This is a genomic window from Enterobacter sp. Li2LvB3, assembly GCF_056156645.1.
Genome location: NZ_JBSICG010000010.1, coordinates 1 through 19,152 on the forward strand (window position 1 = coordinate 1; position 19,152 = coordinate 19,152).

At 53.5% G+C, this 19,152-nt stretch carries 19 protein-coding genes; 5 read left to right on the forward strand and 14 right to left on the reverse strand.

The window, feature by feature from the left end:
* Positions 1 to 32: 32 nt before the first annotated feature.
* From ahr to pepA, 5 genes are all read right to left on the reverse strand, one after another.
* The gene (ahr, locus tag ACS603_RS09885; RefSeq protein WP_446491593.1) at positions 33 to 1,052 is read right to left on the reverse strand and encodes an NADPH-dependent aldehyde reductase Ahr; all 1,020 of its coding nucleotides are present in this window, start codon (positions 1,050 to 1,052) and stop codon (positions 33 to 35) included.
* Between the two features lie 83 nt (positions 1,053 to 1,135).
* Positions 1,136 to 1,639: a GNAT family N-acetyltransferase gene (locus tag ACS603_RS09890; protein ID WP_315686955.1), complete on the reverse strand. Its 504-nt coding sequence runs from the start codon at positions 1,637 to 1,639 to the stop codon at positions 1,136 to 1,138.
* A gap of 123 nt (positions 1,640 to 1,762) precedes the next feature.
* A complete protein-coding gene (locus ACS603_RS09895; RefSeq protein WP_182062688.1) occupies positions 1,763 to 4,618 on the reverse strand; it encodes a valine--tRNA ligase in 2,856 nt (951 codons plus the stop codon).
* Positions 4,618 to 5,061, reverse strand: coding sequence for a DNA polymerase III subunit chi (holC, locus tag ACS603_RS09900; RefSeq protein ID WP_182062687.1), 444 nt, complete (start codon positions 5,059 to 5,061; stop codon positions 4,618 to 4,620). Before holC ends, ACS603_RS09895 begins: the two co-directional genes overlap by 1 nt.
* An 85-nt stretch (positions 5,062 to 5,146) precedes the next feature.
* Positions 5,147 to 6,658, reverse strand: coding sequence for a leucyl aminopeptidase (pepA, locus tag ACS603_RS09905; protein ID WP_182062686.1), 1,512 nt, complete (start codon positions 6,656 to 6,658; stop codon positions 5,147 to 5,149).
* A gap of 266 nt (positions 6,659 to 6,924) precedes the next feature.
* Between pepA and lptF the strand changes: the two genes are divergently transcribed.
* From lptF to mtgA, 5 genes are all read left to right on the forward strand, one after another.
* Positions 6,925 to 8,025 carry an LPS export ABC transporter permease LptF gene (gene lptF / locus ACS603_RS09910; RefSeq protein ID WP_182062685.1) on the forward strand — a complete coding sequence of 367 codons (1,101 nt, stop codon included), beginning with the start codon at positions 6,925 to 6,927 and terminating at the stop codon, positions 8,023 to 8,025.
* Positions 8,025 to 9,107, forward strand: coding sequence for an LPS export ABC transporter permease LptG (gene lptG / locus ACS603_RS09915; protein ID WP_315686951.1), 1,083 nt, complete (start codon positions 8,025 to 8,027; stop codon positions 9,105 to 9,107). Before lptF ends, lptG begins: the two co-directional genes overlap by 1 nt.
* Before the next feature lie 137 nt (positions 9,108 to 9,244).
* Complete coding sequence (arcB, locus tag ACS603_RS09920) at positions 9,245 to 11,578, forward strand: aerobic respiration two-component sensor histidine kinase ArcB (protein WP_446491592.1); 2,334 nt, start codon at positions 9,245 to 9,247, stop codon at positions 11,576 to 11,578.
* 231 nt (positions 11,579 to 11,809) lie between these two features.
* Complete coding sequence (elbB, locus tag ACS603_RS09925) at positions 11,810 to 12,463, forward strand: isoprenoid biosynthesis glyoxalase ElbB (protein WP_474944218.1); 654 nt, start codon at positions 11,810 to 11,812, stop codon at positions 12,461 to 12,463.
* The gene (gene mtgA / locus ACS603_RS09930; protein WP_474944172.1) at positions 12,460 to 13,185 is read left to right on the forward strand and encodes a monofunctional biosynthetic peptidoglycan transglycosylase; all 726 of its coding nucleotides are present in this window, start codon (positions 12,460 to 12,462) and stop codon (positions 13,183 to 13,185) included. Before elbB ends, mtgA begins: the two co-directional genes overlap by 4 nt.
* A 37-nt stretch (positions 13,186 to 13,222) precedes the next feature.
* On the opposite strand, the gene npr is transcribed toward mtgA, so the two are convergent.
* The 9 genes from npr to kdsC form a co-directional block, all read right to left on the reverse strand.
* Positions 13,223 to 13,495, reverse strand: a complete 273-nt coding sequence (gene npr, locus ACS603_RS09935; protein WP_003861872.1) for a PTS phosphocarrier protein NPr — start codon at positions 13,493 to 13,495, stop codon at positions 13,223 to 13,225.
* A complete protein-coding gene (gene rapZ, locus ACS603_RS09940; RefSeq protein ID WP_182062681.1) occupies positions 13,492 to 14,346 on the reverse strand; it encodes an RNase adapter RapZ in 855 nt (284 codons plus the stop codon). The genes npr and rapZ overlap by 4 nt, the downstream gene beginning before the upstream one ends.
* Positions 14,347 to 14,391: 45 nt before the next feature.
* Positions 14,392 to 14,883, reverse strand: coding sequence for a PTS IIA-like nitrogen regulatory protein PtsN (gene ptsN, locus ACS603_RS09945; RefSeq protein ID WP_014071955.1), 492 nt, complete (start codon positions 14,881 to 14,883; stop codon positions 14,392 to 14,394).
* Between the two features lie 82 nt (positions 14,884 to 14,965).
* The gene (hpf, locus tag ACS603_RS09950; protein ID WP_182062680.1) at positions 14,966 to 15,253 is read right to left on the reverse strand and encodes a ribosome hibernation promoting factor; all 288 of its coding nucleotides are present in this window, start codon (positions 15,251 to 15,253) and stop codon (positions 14,966 to 14,968) included.
* Between the two features lie 22 nt (positions 15,254 to 15,275).
* A complete protein-coding gene (gene rpoN, locus ACS603_RS09955; protein ID WP_182062678.1) occupies positions 15,276 to 16,709 on the reverse strand; it encodes an RNA polymerase factor sigma-54 in 1,434 nt (477 codons plus the stop codon).
* A gap of 47 nt (positions 16,710 to 16,756) precedes the next feature.
* Positions 16,757 to 17,482: an LPS export ABC transporter ATP-binding protein gene (gene lptB, locus ACS603_RS09960; protein ID WP_182062676.1), complete on the reverse strand. Its 726-nt coding sequence runs from the start codon at positions 17,480 to 17,482 to the stop codon at positions 16,757 to 16,759.
* A 6-nt stretch (positions 17,483 to 17,488) separates the two neighbouring features.
* Positions 17,489 to 18,043, reverse strand: a complete 555-nt coding sequence (gene lptA, locus ACS603_RS09965; RefSeq protein ID WP_182062674.1) for a lipopolysaccharide ABC transporter substrate-binding protein LptA — start codon at positions 18,041 to 18,043, stop codon at positions 17,489 to 17,491.
* Positions 18,012 to 18,587, reverse strand: coding sequence for an LPS export ABC transporter periplasmic protein LptC (lptC, locus tag ACS603_RS09970; protein ID WP_182062672.1), 576 nt, complete (start codon positions 18,585 to 18,587; stop codon positions 18,012 to 18,014). The genes lptA and lptC overlap by 32 nt, the downstream gene beginning before the upstream one ends.
* Positions 18,584 to 19,150: a 3-deoxy-manno-octulosonate-8-phosphatase KdsC gene (gene kdsC / locus ACS603_RS09975; RefSeq protein WP_182063475.1), complete on the reverse strand. Its 567-nt coding sequence runs from the start codon at positions 19,148 to 19,150 to the stop codon at positions 18,584 to 18,586. The genes lptC and kdsC overlap by 4 nt, the downstream gene beginning before the upstream one ends.
* Between the last annotated feature and the right edge of the window lie 2 nt (positions 19,151 to 19,152).

Genomic DNA, 19,152 nt, shown 5'->3' on the forward strand with positions numbered 1-19,152 from the left:
CATCAGGCCGCACATTCCCCGGCAATATCACATCAAAAATCCGCTTTCAACACCACGCGGTAACGGGCTTTACCGTCACGAACGTGCTGGATAGCTTCATTGATTTTCGACATCGGATACAGCTCAGTGGTTGGTGCCACTTTGGTGCGTCCGGCAAACTTCATCAGCTTGCGCAACTCGAATGGTGTACCGGTGGCCGAGCCAGACACGCTACGATCCCCGCCGATCAGTGTAAACGCCGGAACCGGCAGTGGCTTCATCACGGCACCGACGGTGTGGAAGTTACCGCCGTAGGCCAGCGCTTCGAAGTACGGCTGCCAGTCAAGATCGACGTTGACGGTGTTGATGATCAAATCAAACTGACCCGCGAGCGCTTTCAGTGCCTCAGGATCGCGGCTGTTCACCACTTTGTCGGCACCCATCGCCAGCACTTCTTTCTCTTTCGCCGGGTTAGAGCTAAATGCCGTGACCTCGCAGCCCATCGCGTGCAGCAGCTTGATAGCAATATGGCCCAGACCGCCAATACCGATCACGCCGACGCGGCTGGTGGCGGTGATATGGTGCATCAGCAGTGGTTTGAACACCGTGATGCCGCCGCACAGCAGCGGGCCTGCGGATTCGATATCAATACTGTCCGGCAGTGGAATAACCCATTGCCAGTCGGCGCGCAGTTTATCGGCGAAACCGCCTTTGTTCAGGATGGTAGGCGTAGCGCCTTCGAGGCAGTTGATCTGATTGCCGCTGATACAGGCATCACAGTGACCACAGCTGCGTGCCGTCCAGCCAATGCCCACGCGCTGGCCGATCTTCAGGCCTTTATCCTGCGCAGCGGTTCCGAGGGCGACGACGCGTCCGATCACTTCGTGGCCGGCAACCAGCGGATAGCTGGAGAAGCCCCATTCATTGTCGATCATGGAGAGATCTGAATGGCAGACACCGCAGTAATCAACCTGCACTTCGACGTCTTCAGCTCTTAAATCGCCTGCATCATACTCGTACAGTTCAAGCTCAGCACCTGCCTGCGGTGCGGCGTAGCTTTTTATCTTCGACATCGTTTTTCCCCCGTTATGGTGTGAACTGAGAGTGTAGAGCATTCAGTTTACAGTCGCTTAACAGAAGACGGCCGGAACGAAATTTACAGAGCTTTCAGCATTCTGACTTCGCAATCAACATGGCCGGTGCAGCCAAGCGGCGCATCAATATGCTCAAAGCCCAGATGTTCATACAGGGCGATAGCTTCCTTGAGGAAGGCAGTTGTTTCGAGGTAGCAGCGTTTAAAACCCTGAGCACGCGCGTGTTCAAAGGCCATCAGCGCCAGTTTCTTTGCCAGGCCTTGTCCACGGACCGCAGGCAAAAAATACATTTTCTGTAGCTCACAGATATCCGGCTCACTACAGCTGAGTGGTGCAACTCCGCCACCGCCCACGACCTTGCCATCCTGCTCGATAACCCAGTAGGCATGGCCCGGCTGGCTGTATAGCTGGAACAACTCGTCCAGGTTGGGGTCGGCAACCGTATAGCCTTTATCGGCGGTCAGTCCGTACTCTGCCGAAACTTCACGGATAACCGAGGCGATGGCCGGGTTGTCCTGCTCAGTGATCCGACGCATGTTGGTCGCGACGGGGATAATCACGCTCATAGCATTACTCATGACAAAAATTGACACTCATCTGCTGTTAATAGCACCGCATAAAGGTGAGTGCAAGCGAGGATATTTCAGGAAGGAAACCCCTTACGCCCTGAAGCGTAAGGGGTAAAAGCATTACAGAGCTGCGATAACAGCCTGCTGCTCAATCAGCTTGGTCTTGGCATCAGCGAAGGCAACCAGACGCTCACGCTCTTTGGCAATGACCGCCTCCGGTGCGCGGGCAACAAAGCCTTCGTTCGCCAGTTTGCTTTCGATTTTGCCAATTTCCACATCGACCTTCGCCACTTCTTTCGCCAGACGAGCCAGCTCAGCGTCTTTGTCGATAAGGCCAGCCATCGGGATCAGCAGCTCTGCGCCGTCGATGATTTTGGTCACGGATACCGGACCTTTGTCATCAGCAGGCAGCACGGTGATGCTTTCCAGACGCGCCATGGTTTGCAGGAAGGTGTTGTTCTCGGTGACACGACGAACGGCAGCTTCGCTGCAACCGCGCAACAGCAGCTCAAGCGGTTTACCTGGCGCGATGTTCATTTCTGCACGGATGTTACGCACAGCAACGATCGCCTGTTTCAGCCATTCGGTATCGGCCGCTGCGGCTTCATCAACACGGGCTGCATCGAATTCCGGGAATGGCTGGAGCATGATGGTGTCTGCGTTGATGCCAGCAATAACCTTCACACGCTGCCAGATGGTTTCGGTGATGAATGGAATGACCGGATGCGCAAGACGCAGCAGACCTTCCAGTACGGTAATCAGCGTATTACGCGTACCGCGCAGTTCCGCCTCAGTACCGCCGTTCATGACCGGTTTCGCCAGCTCCAGATACCAGTCACAGAACTGGTTCCAGGTGAATTCGTACAGGATGCCCGCAGCGATATCGAAGCGGTAGCTGTCCAGCGCGTCGCGGAACGCTTTCACCGTCTGGTTGAACTCGGCCAGGATCCAGCGATCGGCCAGAGACAGGGTCATCTCGCCGCCGTTGAAGCCGCAATCCTGATCTTCGGTGTTCATCAGCACGAAGCGGCTGGCGTTCCACAGTTTGTTACAGAAGTTACGGTAACCTTCCAGACGCTTCATGTCCCAGTTGATGTCACGGCCAGTTGAAGCCAGTGCCGCCAGGGTGAAACGCAGGGCGTCGGTACCGTGAGGTTCAATCCCGTTCGGGAATTGCTTCTCGGTGCGCTTGCGGATTTTCTCAGCCAACTGCGGCTGCATCATGTTGCCGGTACGTTTTTCCAGCAGGTCTTCCAGAGAGATACCGTCAACCATATCCAGCGGGTCAATCACGTTACCCTTGGATTTAGACATCTTCTGGCCTTCGTCGTCACGAATCAGACCGGTCATGTAAACGGTATGGAACGGAACCTGCGGCTTACCGTCTTCGTCTTTGATGAAGTGCATGGTCATCATGATCATGCGGGCAATCCAGAAGAAGATGATGTCGAAGCCGGAAACCATCACGCTGGTTGGGTGGAACTGACGCAGCGCATCGGTGTTTTCTGGCCAGCCGAGCGTGGAGAAGGTCCACAGCGCGGAGGAGAACCAGGTATCCAGCACGTCTTCGTCCTGACGCAGGGCAACATCCGCGCTCAGGTTGTTTTCCTGACGCACTTCGTCTTCCGTGCGGCCAACGTAGACATTGCCTTCGTTGTCGTACCATGCCGGGATGCGGTGACCCCACCACAGCTGACGGGAGATACACCAGTCCTGAATATCACGCATCCAGGAGAAGTACATGTTTTCGTACTGCTTCGGCACGAACTGGATGTCACCATTTTCAACCGCTTCAACAGCCGGTTTCGCCAGCACGTCGGCACGCACGTACCACTGGTCGGTCAGCATCGGCTCGATAACCACGCCACCACGGTCGCCGTACGGCACGGTCAGATCGTGAGGTTTGATTTCTTCCAGCAGTCCCAGTGCGTCAACAGCAGCAACGATGGCTTTACGTGCAGCAAAACGTTCCAGCTTCTGGAATTCTGCCGGGATGTCACTTGAGTAAACGTCAGTTTCTTCGCCTTTGGTATCGTACACTTCTGCGCTTTCACGGATATCACCGTCGAAGGTCAGAATGTTGATCATTGGCAGGGCGTGACGACGACCCACTTCGTAGTCGTTAAAGTCGTGCGCCGGGGTGATTTTCACGCAGCCGGTGCCTTTTTCCATGTCGGCGTGTTCGTCGCCCAAAATCGGAATACGGCGGTTAACCAGTGGCAGCACCACGAATTTGCCGATCAGATCTTTATAGCGTGGATCTTCCGGGTTGACGGCCACACCGGTATCACCCAGCAGGGTTTCAGGACGGGTCGTTGCAACAACCAGGTAATCTTTACCGTCTGCGGTTTTCGCGCCGTCAGCCAGCGGATAGCGGATATGCCACATGGAGCCTTTAGACTCGCGGTTTTCCACTTCCAGGTCAGAGATAGCGGTGCGCAGTTTAGGGTCCCAGTTTACCAGGCGTTTGCCACGGTAAATCAGGTCTTCTTTGTACAGACGGACAAACACTTCTTTAACGGCGTTGGAAAGACCTTCGTCCATGGTGAAGCGCTCGCGCTCCCAGTCCACGGAGTTACCGAGACGGCGCATCTGACGGGTGATCGTGCCGCCGGATTCTGCTTTCCACTGCCAGATTTTGTCGATGAAGGCATCGCGACCGTAGTCATGACGAGTTTTACCTTCTTCCGCAGCAATTTTACGTTCAACGACCATCTGGGTCGCGATACCCGCGTGGTCAGTCCCCGCCTGCCACAGGGTGTTTTTACCCTGCATACGCTGGTAGCGGATCATGGTGTCCATGATGGTCTGCTGGAAAGCATGACCCATATGCAAACTGCCGGTGACGTTCGGCGGTGGGATCATGATGCAGAAGGACTCTTTGCTTTCATCGCCGTTAGGCTTGAAATAGCCCTGCTGTTCCCAGTGCTCGTAAAGCGGCTGTTCGATATCGCGTGGGTTATATGTCTTTTCCATTATTTCCAGGTTGCCGTATTCAGGTTAAAACCAGCCAGGCGGTACGCCTTGTAACGATCGCGTGCCAGTTGTTTTAAAGATTCTTCGTAAGGGACAAAGTCTACCACTTCTGTGAAAGCGGTGGCAAAATCTGCAAAATCGATGCGCAAGCTAATCAGCACATCACGCGCGCTACTGTTGCGCTTCTGCGGCCAGGCAATTTCGACCGGTGCGCCGCCGCGCGGCCCTTCGCCAGACAAATTATGCGGAACAAAACTCTCCGGCGGGCGCGCCCATAGCGCTTCATCCAGGCGAATCGCCTGTTGCTCATCTTCACAGGCAATCAGAACGCGTTTGCCTGCGCGCCAACGTTCTGCGGCAATTTCACACACCAGTTGTTCAACGGCGCTTAAGCCATCCTGATGGGTGTCGTTGTCCAGAAGGTAGAACGTTGCATTCTTCATATATGGGGCTTCTTGTGCTCACTTTAAATGCAAAGCCGGGTGGCGTTTTCGCCTTACCCGGCCTACGGTTTACTGCCGTTTTGACTTACTCTTCGCCATTAAACCCTGCGCGGTTCAGCAGGAACTGCGACAGCAGAGCGACCGGACGACCGGTTGCGCCTTTGGCTTTACCGGAGCGCCATGCGGTGCCCGCGATGTCGAGGTGTGCCCAGTTGTACTTGCGGGTAAAGCGCGACAGGAAGCAGCCCGCGGTGATAGCACCACCCGGACGGCCGCCGATGTTCGCCATATCCGCAAAGTTGGACTCCAGCTGTTCCTGGTACTCGTCGCCCAGCGGCAGACGCCACGCGCGGTCACCGGCTTGTTCGGACGCGCCGATAAGCTCGTGTGCCAGCGGGTTGTGGTTCGACATCAGGCCGGTAATGTGGTGACCCAGTGCAATCACGCAGGCACCGGTCAGTGTCGCGACGTCGATAACCGCTTCTGGCTCGAAGCGCTCAACGTAGGTCAGCACATCGCACAGCACCAGACGGCCTTCTGCGTCAGTGTTCAGCACTTCAACGGTCTGGCCGGACATGGTGGTCAGCACGTCACCCGGACGGTACGCGCGACCGCCAGGCATGTTTTCACAGCCAGCCAGCACGCCGATGACGTTAATTGGCAACTGAAGCTCTGCAACCATGCGCATCACGCCGTAAACAGCCGCCGCACCGCACATGTCGTACTTCATCTCATCCATGCCTTCGGCAGGTTTGATGGAGATACCACCGGAATCGAAGGTCAGGCCTTTACCGACCAGCACAACCGGACGCGCCTCTTCAGACGGGTTGCCCTTGTACTCAATGACCGACATCAGCGATTCGTTCTGAGAACCGTTGCCGACGGCCAGGTAAGAGTGCATCCCCAGCTCTTTCATCTGCTGTTCGCCAATCACGCGGGTGATGACGTTTTTGCTGTACGAGTCAGCCAACTGGCGTGCCTGGGAAGCCAGGTATGCCGCGTTACAGATGTTCGGTGGCATGTTGCCAAGATCTTTAGCGGCTTTAATCCCTGCGGCAATCGCCAGACCGTGCTGGATGGCGCGCTCGCCGCTGGTCAGTTCGCGACGGGTAGGGACGTTAAAGACCATTTTACGCAGCGGGCGACGTGGCTCACTCTTGTTGGTCTTTAGCTGATCAAAGCTGTACAGGCTCTCTTTTGCCGTCTCAACGGCCTGGCGCACTTTCCAGTAGGTGTTACGTCCTTTGACATGCAGTTCGGTCAGGAAGCATACCGCTTCCATTGAGCCGGTATCATTCAGCGTGTTAATGGTTTTCTGAATAACCTGCTTGTACTGGCGTTCATCCAGCTCGCGCTCTTTACCACAACCAATCAGCAAAATGCGCTCGGACAGCACGTTCGGAACATGGTGCAGTAACAGCGTCTGCCCAGGTTTGCCTTCCAGTTCGCCACGGCGCAGCAGGGCGCTGATATAGCCGTCACTGATTTTATCGAGTTGTTCGGCGATCGGGGAGAGTCGGCGTGGTTCAAAGACGCCCACAACGATGCAGGCACTCCGCTGTTTCTCCGGGCTACCGCTTTTTACACTGAACTCCATGCACTACGCTCCTGAATCTTAAAGACAACGGCGGCTGCTACGGATAGAATTGAAACCTTTCGTAACTCATGTCCGCTGTTGTGGTGACTTCGTGTTAATCTTACGTTATTACGGTTTCGACACGTCAGAAAATATCCTGAAGCGTGAATCCGCCGGGTTTTTTAATCTTAGCGATGATTTCGACGACTCAAGAGAATAAATGACGTTTAAGCCATGAAACAAGCGATTTTCCAGCAAAAAGACGGGTTTTTACGGGCGTATTTAAAGTGATAATCATAAGATATCTGGTGCGGGAAACGCTCAAAAGCCAACTGGCGATCCTGTTCATCCTGCTGCTGATCTTCTTCTGTCAGAAGCTGGTGAAGATCCTCGGTGCGGCCGTTGACGGCGAAATTCCAACGAATCTGGTGCTTTCCCTGCTTGGGCTGGGGATCCCGGAGATGGCGCAGCTCATTCTGCCGCTTAGCCTTTTCCTCGGTTTGCTCATGACGCTGGGTAGACTCTATACCGAAAGTGAAATCACGGTGATGCACGCCTGCGGCTTGAGTAAAGCCGTGCTGGTGAAGGCCGCCCTGGTACTGGCGCTGTTTACCGGGATTGTTGCCGCAGTGAATGTCATGTGGGCGGGCCCGATGTCCTCTCGTCATCAGGATGAAGTGCTGGCCGAAGCCAAAGCCAACCCAGGTATGGCGGCGTTAGCGCAAGGGCAGTTCCAGCAGGCCACCGACGGTAACTCTGTGTTGTTCATCGAAAGCGTTGATGGCAGCAAATTCAATGACGTATTCCTCGCGCAACTGCGCACGAAAGGCAATGCTCGCCCGTCAGTGGTTGTGGCCGATTCAGGCCAGCTGGCTCAGCGTAAAGATGGTTCTCAGATAGTTACGCTGAATAAAGGCACCCGTTTTGAAGGTACCGCGATGCTTCGCGATTTCCGTATTACGGATTTCCAGAACTATCAGGCCATTATTGGTCACCAGGCGGTTGCGCTTGATCCAGGCGATACCGAACAGATGGATATGCGCACGCTCTGGAATACCGATACCGACAGGGCTCGCGCAGAATTCCACTGGCGTATTACTCTCGTATTCACCGTGTTTATGATGGCGCTGATTGTCGTTCCGCTGAGCGTGGTTAACCCGCGTCAGGGCCGCGTGCTTTCTATGCTGCCGGCGATGCTGCTGTATCTGGTCTACTTCCTGTTGCAAACCTCGATTCGTTCGAATGGTGCGAAGGGTAAACTTGATCCAATGGTCTGGACGTGGGTGGTCAACAGTTTGTATATCCTGCTGGCACTGGGATTAAACCTGTGGGATACGGTGCCGGTGCGCCGCATTCGTGCCCGATTCTCGCGTAAAGGAGCGTTGTAATGCAGGCGTTTGGCGTTCTCGACCGCTACATCGGTAAAACGATTTTCTCCACCATCATGATGACCTTGTTCATGCTGGTGTCGCTCTCCGGCATTATTAAATTTGTCGACCAGCTGAAAAAAGCCGGGCAGGGTACTTACGACGCGTTGGGCGCGGGGATGTATACCCTTCTTAGCGTGCCAAAAGATGTCCAGATCTTCTTCCCAATGGCCGCTCTGTTAGGCGCACTGCTTGGCCTGGGGATGCTGGCGCAGCGCAGTGAGCTGGTAGTGATGCAAGCTTCCGGGTTTACCCGTTTGCAGGTTGCTCTCTCGGTGATGAAAACTGCTATCCCGCTGGTGCTGCTGACCATGGCGATCGGCGAGTGGGTGGCGCCGCAGGGTGAGCAGATGGCGCGCAACTATCGTGCGCAGGCCATGTACGGTGGCTCATTGCTCTCGACCCAGCAAGGGCTGTGGGCAAAAGATGGCAATAACTTTGTCTACATTGAACGCGTGAAAGGCGATGATGAACTGGGCGGTGTGAGTATTTACGCTTTCAACGACCAGCGTCGTTTGCAGTCTGTGCGTCACGCATCCTCCGCGAAGTTTGATCCCGAGCATAAGCAATGGCGCTTATCACAGGTTGATGAATCAGACCTCAAAGACCCGAAACAGATCACCGGCTCTCAGACGGTTTCTGATACGTGGAAGACCAACCTTACCCCGGACAAACTGGGTGTGGTGGCGTTGGATCCTGATGCGCTGTCCATTAGCGGTCTGCATAATTACGTGAAATACCTGAAATCGAGCGGCCAGGACGCCGGGCGTTATCAGCTCAATATGTGGAGCAAGATTTTCCAGCCGATGTCCGTTGCGGTTATGATGCTGATGGCGCTGTCGTTTATCTTCGGGCCGTTACGTAGCGTGCCGATGGGGGTTCGCGTCGTAACCGGTATCAGCTGCGGGTTCGTGTTCTACGTTCTCGACCAGATCTTTGGCCCGCTGACGCTGGTTTATGGCATCCCGCCAATTATCGGTGCGCTGTTGCCAAGCGCCAGTTTCCTGCTGATCAGCCTCTGGCTGCTTCTGAAACGTTCCTGATAAATGCTTCATCTCGCTCCCGGCCTGTCGGGAGCGAGGCTAATCTCCTGTTTCACCCCGCACTTTTTCTCACAACCTCCACCGCCCCGCCCTGAATTTGAGTATTATTGAGCGATAAAGTCGTGAAGGGATCCTCTATGAAGCAAATTCGAATGCTGGCCCAGTACTATGTCGATCTGATGATGAAGCTCGGCCTGGTGCGTTTCTCCATGCTGCTGGCTCTGGCGCTGGTTGTTCTGGCGATTGTTGTGCAGATGGCTGTCACCATGGTCTTGCATGGTCAGGTCGAAAGTATCGACGTAATCCGCTCTATCTTCTTCGGATTGCTGATTACGCCCTGGGCGGTCTATTTCCTCTCCGTGGTAGTGGAGCAGCTTGAGGAGTCCCGACAGCGTTTATCAAAACTGGTGGAGAAGCTGGAAGAGATGCGCGAGCGCGATCTCAAACTTAACGTCCAGCTCAAGGACAATATTGCCCAGCTCAACCAGGAGATTTCAGATCGCGAAAAAGCCGAAGCCGAACGTCAGGCCACGCTTGAGCAGCTGAAAATCGAAATGAAAGAGCGTGAGGTGACGCAAATTCAGCTTGAACAACAATCCTCTTTCCTGCGCTCTTTCCTTGATGCTTCACCGGATCTGGTTTTCTACCGTAACGAAGACAAAGAGTTTTCCGGCTGTAACCGGGCGATGGAGTTGCTCACCGGGAAAAGCGAGAAACAGCTCGTTAACCTCAAGCCGCAGGATGTCTATTCTGAAGAGGCGGCGGCGAAGGTGATGGAAACGGATGAAAAGGTCTTCCGCCATAATGTGTCTCTCACCTATGAGCAGTGGCTGGATTACCCGGACGGGCGGAAAGCCTGCTTCGAAATCCGTAAGGTGCCTTACTACGACCGCGTGGGGAAACGCCACGGCCTGATGGGCTTTGGCCGTGATATCACCGAACGTAAGCGTTATCAGGATGCCCTGGAGCGCGCCAGCCGCGACAAAACCACCTTTATCTCTACCATCAGCCATGAACTGCGTACGCCATTGAACGGGATTGTCGGCCTGAGCCGCATCCTGCTGGATACGGAGCTAACGGGTGAGCAGGAAAAATACCTGAAAACGATCCATGTCTCTGCGGTGACGCTGGGTAATATCTTTAACGATATTATTGACATGGATAAGATGGAGCGCCGTAAAGTTCAGCTCGATAACCAGCCGGTGGATTTCACCAGCTTCCTCGCCGACCTGGAAAACTTGTCCGGGTTACAGGCTCAGCAAAAGGGGTTGAGCTTTGTGATGGAGCCAGCGTTGCCGCTGCCGCATAAAGTGACCACGGACGGAACGCGTCTGCGCCAGATCCTGTGGAACCTGATCAGCAACGCGGTGAAATTTACCCAGAAGGGCCGGGTGGCTGTGCGTATCCGCTATGACGAAGGGGACATGCTGCATTTCGAAGTCGAAGATTCTGGTATCGGTATTCTGCAGGAAGAGCAGGATAAAATTTTCGCGATGTATTACCAGGTGAAAGACAGTCACGGCGGTAAACCTGCGACGGGCACCGGGATTGGCCTGGCCGTCTCTAAACGCCTGGCTAAAAGCATGGGTGGGGATATTACCGTCGCCAGCCAGCCGGGCAAAGGTTCTGTCTTTACGCTGACGGTTCATGCCCCGGCGGTCGCGGAAGAGGTAGAAGACACCTTTGATAACGACGAAATGCCGCTGCCTGCACTGCATGTCCTGCTGGTGGAAGACATTGAGCTGAACGTGATTGTGGCGCGCTCGGTACTGGAAAAATTGGGCAACAGCGTGGATGTGGCCATGACCGGCCAGGCCGCGCTGGATATGTTCACGCCAGGCGAGTATGACCTCGTGCTGCTGGATATTCAGCTACCAGACATGACCGGGCTGGATATCTCTCGTGAACTAACGCGTAAGTACGCCGCCGATGAGCTGCCGCCGCTGGTGGCATTGACGGCGAACGTACTGAAGGACAAAAAAGAGTATCTCGATGCCGGTATGGACGATGTGCTCAGCAAGCCGCTGGCGGTTCCTGCATTAACCGCCATGATTAAGAAGTTCTGGGATACCTGTGATGAAGAGGAGAGCACCATGACGTCTGTTGATAGCGCGAAGACACAAGCGATTCTGGATACTGCCATGCTTGAGCAATACATCGATTTGGTTGGTCCGAAACTGATTACCGATGGTCTGGCCGTGTTTGAAAAAATGATGCCGGGCTACCTGAGTGTGCTGGAATCGAACCTGACGGCGCGCGATCAAAAAGGAATCGTTGAAGAGGGCCACAAAATTAAAGGTGCCGCCGGTTCGGTTGGCTTACGCCACCTGCAACAGCTTGGACAACAGATTCAATCCCCGGATTTACCTGCATGGGAAGATAACGTGGGTGAATGGGTTGAAGAGATGAAACAAGAGTGGCTGAATGACGTGGCGGTACTGAAAGCCTGGGTGGACGCCAGAAAAAAATGACCCCGGATTAACCGGGGTGCGCGAATACTGCGCCAACACCAGGGAAATCGTGGCTGCGCCTGATTTTTTGTGTTGTTTTCGCATGGACGCCGCCTGAAAATTTAGGCCGCACGCAGTTAAGATAGCAAATCTTAAATAGTTTGTTACATGAATCAGTGAAATGTGTGAAGCATAGCGTTTTAATCAGAATTATTAATATGCTTCAGCGATTTGCAAAGAAGGAACGTCATGATGAAAAAGATTGGTGTCGTACTGAGTGGATGCGGAGTTTACGATGGTTCTGAGATACACGAATCGGTAATAACACTGCTGGCATTAGCCAGACGTGGCGCCGACGTTATCTGCTTCGCCCCGGATAAAAATCAGGTGGACGTGGTAAATCATCTGACTGGCGAAGCCATGCCGGAAACCCGCAACGTGCTGATTGAGGCGGCCCGAATTGCGCGGGGCGACATTCATCCCCTGGCGCAGGCTAATGCCGCTGAACTTGACGCGCTTATTGTCCCGGGGGGCTTTGGCGCGGCCAAAAATTTAAGCACCTTTGCAGCCATGGGCAGCGAATGCCAGGTCGACAGGGATCTTAGCGTGCTGGCACAGGCGATGCATTCCGCCGGTAAGCCGCTGGGCTTTATCTGTATTGCTCCTGCCATGCTGCCAAAAATTTTCGATTTCCCGCTTCGCCTGACCATCGGGACAGATATCGATACCGCAGAAATGATTGAAGATATGGGGGGCGAACATGTGCCTTGCCCTGTCGATGATATCGTGGTTGACGAGGACAATAAGATTGTCACAACACCTGCCTATATGCTGGCGCAAAACATCGCAGAGGCGGCAGCTGGTATCGAGAAGCTGGTAGACAGAGTGTTGGTTCTGACTGAATGATCCGAAAATTCACGGCTGGCGGGTGGGTCAAACGGATCCTGTTGCGTATTGTCATTGTCCTGGCGGTATTCTGGGGCGGCGGTATTGCTTTGTTTAGCATCATGCCTGTCCCCTTTTCTGCCGTGATGGTTGAGCGCCAGCTTGGCGCCTGGTTATCCGGTGATTTCGGCTACGTTGCGCACTCTGACTGGGTGAGCATGGATGAGATCTCTCCGTTTATGGGGCTTGCAGTGATTGCCGCTGAAGATCAGAAATTCCCGGATCACTGGGGGTTTGACGTAGCGGCTATCCAGAAAGCGCTGGCGCATAACGAGAGGCATGAAGATCGTGTGCGGGGTGCATCCACGCTTTCTCAGCAGACGGCAAAAAACCTGTTTTTATGGGATGGGCGCAGCTGGCTGCGAAAAGGTCTTGAGGCGGGTCTGACACTTGGTATGGAAACGGTCTGGAGCAAAAAGCGTATTCTGACCGTCTATCTGAATATCGCTGAATTTGGTGATGGGGTGTTTGGTGTCGAGGCCGCCGCGCAACGTTATTTCCATAAACCTGCCAGCCGTCTGACGATATCAGAAGCCGCGTTGTTAGCGGCCGTGTTGCCCAATCCCGTCCGCTTTAAGGCCAGTGCCCCGTCGGGGTATGTTCGTGGTCGTCAGGCGTGGATCATGCGGCAAATGCGCCAGTTAGGCGGGGAAGGATTTATGACGGGAAATAAGCTGTATTAGTGACCCTCTCCGTGAAGGAGAGGGCGGATGCATCAGTCTAGTCTTCATCAAACCCGGCATTAAACAGTGCTATCACTGCCGCCAGAGCTTCTTCTTCCTGTGGGCCTGTTGCCTCAACTTCAATTTGTCTGCCCTTGGCAGAATCCAGCATCAGTAGCGCGATAACGCTATTGGCTTCAGCCTCTGTACCTTCATCGTTACGCAGCAGAACCTCCGCATCAAAGCCCTGCATCAGTTCAAACAGTTTCATCGCCGGGCGGGCGTGCATACCCAGCTTATTAGTGATTTCAACAGTTTGTTTTACGGTCATGTTTTACGTTTTTCCAGCGTGCGATGACGGGACTGAACGTTCTTCCCGCGTGAACGGAAGTAGTCGGCCAGTTGTTCAGCAATGTAAACCGAACGATGTTTACCACCGGTACAGCCAATCGCCACCGTCAGATAGCTACGATTGTTTGTTTCCAGCATAGGTAACCATAGCTCAAGGTAGCTGCGCGTCTGGTAGATAAAATTGTGAACTTCTGTGTGCCTGTCGAGGAACGCGGCCACGGGTTTATCAAGGCCGGTCATTGGACGCAGTTTTGGATCCCAGTGGGGGTTAGGCAGGAAGCGCACGTCGAAAACATAATCCGCATCGATAGGAATGCCGTGCTTAAAGCCGAAGGATTCGAACACCATTGTCAGTTCGCGCTCGCGTTTACCCAGCAAACGGGTTCGGAGCATTTCAGCCAGCTCGTGAACGGACATTTCAGATGTATCGACAATGAGGTCTGCACGAGAGCGCAATGGCTCCAGCAGGTCGCTCTCTTCGTCGATGGCGCTTTCCAGAGAGAGATTCTTACTGGAGAGCGGATGCAAACGGCGGGTATCGCTGTAACGACGGATCAGCGTGTTACGGTCAGCATCAAGGAACAGCAACTGAGGCGAAAACGAGTCAGGCAGGTTGCTCATCGCCTGTTCAAAGACTTCCGGTGATTCTGGCATGTTACGGACGTCGATACTGACGGCAGCAGACGTTTGTCGGTCCGCGAGCGTCCGGGCCAGGTCGGGCAGCAGCACAACCGGCAGGTTATCGACACAGTAAAAACCCATATCTTCAAGCGCGCGGAGGGCGACGGATTTCCCCGACCCTGAACGACCGCTGACGATCATCAGCACCATGTTCCGTTTCTCCTCAGGACAACAGATGTAAAGGACATCTCCCGGTTATGCATCATCCTGATTGCCTTCTGCTTCAGTGATAATTTGATATAACTCTTCATCACTTTGGGCTGAGCGCAGTCTACGGCAAATAGTTTTATCAGCCAGACGTTTAGCGACCAGCGAAAGCGTATGCAGATGGGTTTTGGTCTGGTCAGCAGGAACCAGCAGCGCGAAGAGGAGATCGACTGGCTGATTATCGATGGCGTCGAAGGCGATAGGCGTTTCGAGCTGCACAAATACACCGACGGCACGCAGGGTGTCTTCTTCCAGCTTACCATGCGGGATAGCAATGCCGTTGCCAATGCCAGTACTGCCCATTTTTTCGCGGGTCAGAATAGCTTCGAACACCACCTGTGACGGCAGGCCCAGCTGTTTTGCGGCCAGTTCACTGATGATTTCCAGCGCACGTTTTTTGCTCTGGCAGTGAACGCCACTACGGGTACATTCCTGGTTAAGGACATTGCTCAGTTGAAGAGCGGAATCGTTGTTCATCATAATTTCACCTAAGCGCTAACTGTACAAATGGCCTGTTGTGTTTCACAACAGGCCTTCCTGCACCCGTTAACTGCCCGGACAATTAGTGTTGTTTCAGTTTATCTTTATGTTTATTGAGCTGTCGCGCGAGCTTGTCAATCAAGCCGTCGATAGCAGCATACATGTCTTGCCCTTCCGCACTGGCATGGAGTTCACCCCCGTTCACGTGCAGGGTTGCATCCGAGATATGAGTCACTTTCTCCACTTTCAACACAATATAGACCTGGTTGATCCTTTCGAAATACTGTTCAAGTTTCGCGAACTTAGTGTTCACAAAATCACGTAAAGCATCAGTAATTTCGACGTTGTGTCCTGTGATGTTGAGCTGCATAGTGTCTTCCTTATCGGTTGTGTCAGACCAGTTGTTTACGCTGGTTAGACGGCGGAATGGATAAAGACTCTCGATACTTTGCAACAGTACGGCGTGCCACCATGATACCCTGATCGGACAGCATGGTGGTTAACTTACTGTCACTCAGTGGCTTCGCGGGATTCTCCGCGGCGATCAACTTCTTCACCAGTGCACGAATTGCCGTCGACGAGGCTTCGCCGCCGCCTTCGGTATTCACATGGCTGGAGAAGAAATACTTAAGCTCAAAAATACCGCGTGGACTGTGCAGATATTTCTGCGTTGTCACGCGGGAAATAGTTGATTCATGCATTTCGACGGCCTGGGCAATATCTGCCAGCACCATCGGTTTCATATACTCTTCGCCCTGCTCAAAGAACGCCTGCTGCTGCTCGACAATACAGCGGCTTACACGGAGCAGCGTATCATTTCTGCTCTCCAGACTTTTGATCAGCCATCGCGCTTCCTGAAGATTGCTACGAATATATTGATTGTCGGAGTCGTTGCGTGCGCTGGTGCACATGGAGGCGTACTGCTGGTTGATTTGCAGGCGAGGAATGCTGTCTGAATTCAATTCTACAACCCAGCGGTCGTTATGTTTTCTGACCAGCACATCCGGGATAACGTATTCGGGTTCGCTGGTCTGGATGGATTGGCCGGGGCGAGGATCGAGCGACTGGATAAGATTGACGGCTTCTTTCAACACCTCTTCTTTCAGGCGGGTGACGCGCATCAGTGTACGGAAGTCATGGTTTGCCAGCAGATCCAGATGATCGCTGATGATTAACCTGGCTTCTTCAATCCAGGGGGTCTCTTTGGCAAACTGAGAAAGCTGGATCAGCAAGCAGTCGCGCAGATCTTTCGCGGCCACGCCAACCGGGTCGAAGCGCTGAATACGCTTCAGAACCGCTTCAATTTCCTCGAGTTCGATCTCATCATCGCCGATGCTTTCAAGAATATCGTCCAGAGAAACGGTCAAATATCCGGTGTCATCAACGGCATCGACAATGGATGTCGCAATCGCACGATCGGTGTCAGAGAAGGGCGTTAACTCCACCTGCCACATAAGGTAATCCTGAAGCGACTGGGTAGTTTCGCCCTGATAGACCGGTAGCTCATCATCCTGGTAGTCCGCACGCGTCCCGGACGGGGTTCCTGCGGTGTAAATTTCATCCCAACTGGCATCCAAAGGCAGCTCGTCCGGCATCTCTTTTTGTTCGAGAGCATCAACGGTATCGAGCGTTTCGGTGTCCTGCGTTTGCTGAGTATCTACCTCGTCATGAAGATCGGTTTGCTCCAGCAACGGGTTGCTGTCCAGTGCTTGCTGGAGTTCCTGCTGAAGTTCTAACGTGGACAGTTGCAACAGGCGAATCGCTTGTTGTAGCTGTGGCGTCATCGCCAGTTGTTGGCTGAGCCTTAATTGCAAACCTTGCTTCATGTTCAGAGCATTTTTCTCCGGTGCGGCGTTACGTTACCTCTACCCTATCAGAGTCTGAAGTCTTCCCCAAGGTACACGCGCTTAACATGCTCATCTTCGAGGATCTGCGTCGGCGTACCATGGGCAATCAGATGGCCCTGGCTCACAATATAAGCGCGTTCACAAACGGCCAGCGTTTCACGGACGTTGTGGTCAGTGATCAGTACGCCAAGCCCGCTGTCACGCAGATGTTCAATAATACGTTTGATATCGATGACGGAAATAGGGTCAACGCCCGCGAAGGGTTCATCCAGCAGGATGAATTTCGGGTTTGCAGCCAGTGCGCGCGCAATCTCGACACGACGACGTTCACCGCCTGACAGTGCCTGGCCTAAGCTATCGCGCAGGTGTTCAATATGAAACTCTTCCATCAGTTCGTTAGCGCGATCCTGACGCTGCTCGCTCGACAGATCGTCGCGGATCTGCAAGACGGCCATCAGGTTATCGAAGACGCTTAAACGGCGGAAAATGGACGCTTCCTGAGGAAGATAGCCGATACCACGGCGCGCACGGGCGTGCAGCGGCAGAAGGCTGATATCTTCATCATCAATGACAATGTTGCCTGCATCACGCGGCACAATGCCCACCACCATGTAGAAGGTAGTGGTTTTACCCGCACCGTTAGGACCTAAAAGGCCAACAATTTCGCCGGAGTTGACGGACAGACTGACATCTTCCACGACGCGGCGGCCCTTATAGGCCTTAGCGAGATTTTTTGCAGTTAATGTTGCCATAACGAATTAGTTACTCTTCTTCTGTGCCGGGGCCTGGCTTTTGCCTTTATCTTGCAGCTGTGAAGGAACAAGCACGGTGGTAACGCGTTTGCCTTTCTCGCTGGAAGCCTGCATTTTTTGCTCTTTCACCAGATAGGTGATCTGGTCGCCGGTGATATTGCTGTCCAGCTGTTCCAGATAGGCGTTACCGGTCAGAATGACAAGATCCTTCGCCAGTTCATAGTGCATATGTGTGGCGTGGCCCTTCACCGGTTTACCGTTGTCCTGCATCTGGTAGAAGGTTGCCGGGTTGCCATAACCATCAATAATTTCTTTGCCTTGCTCGCCGCCCGGACGGGTAACGACCACTTTGTCGGCATTAATTTTGATGGTGCCCTGAGTCATGACGACGTTGCCGGTAAAGGTGACGACATTACCCTGCATATCGAGAGACTGAGTGTCAGATTCAATATGAATCGGCTGTTCGGTATCACCAGTCACAGCAAGTGCGGGAAGACTGGCTGCCAGCAGCGCGCTGGCGATAACAAAATTAAGGCTGAGTTTGTTTGTTTTGAATTTCATAAGAGGATCTAACCTTTTCAATCAGCTCGGCGTTTTTGCTGCGTAAGTTCCCGCGCATTCTCAGACCGCTGGAATTAAATGTTGTGCCATACAGTGTAACCAGATCTTGCGAAGTCACATCCTGGGTCACCAGGTTAATCTGGGCATTATCTGTTGTAATTTTACGCAGTTGAGAGTCAGCGGTCAGGGCGTTGACCTCAACATGACCATACAGATAAAGCATACGGTCATTTGTTAATTTTGCTCTGTCAGACTTAATCGACCACGTTGGCACTTTATCGGCATCAAATGTGGTCATTACCGGTTGGGTAAACCACGAGATACCATCATCTGAAAAATACTCAACATGCGTTGCAATCAGGCGATAGTTCAGCGCACCTTCTGGACTGTAAACCACCGTGTCACTGTGATCGCTTTTGTATGTTGGATCGCTATTGTTGAACACTTCCGGTTGTGTATCGTCACGGTCAGCGAGGTTTACGCCAATCAGTACCAGTGCGACAAGCGTTAGCAGAATGATAACCCAACGTCTGGTTTTACTCATATTGATTGCCCTTTGGCCTCTTCAAGCTTGCCCTGCGCCAGCAGAAGCAGATCGCAGACTTCACGTACGGCACCGCGACCGCCGTTGATATGGGTGACATAGTCAGCACGCGGTATCAACAGCGGATGGGCATCGGCTACCGCGATGCTCAGCCCCACTTCGGCCATCACCGGCCAGTCGATCAGATCGTCGCCAACATAGGCAACATGCTCAGGCGCGATGGACAGTTTCGCAAGCAAATCGTTGAATGCCAACATCTTGTCGGATTGTCCCTGATACAGATGGGTAATGCCCAACGTTTCGCAGCGGTCTTCTACAAGTTTAGCTTTTCGCCCGGTGATGATAGCAACTTCGATCCCGGATGTGAGCGCGCAGCGAATGCCATAACCGTCGCGAACATTGAATGCTTTTAGCTCTTCGCCATTATTGCCCATATAAATCAGGCCATCGGAGAGTACGCCATCAACATCCAGGATCAGCAGACGGATGTTTTCCGCCTTCGCCATCATGTCTGTACTTACTGGACCATAACAGGTTGCAAGGGATGCACCCGCATTACTCATTG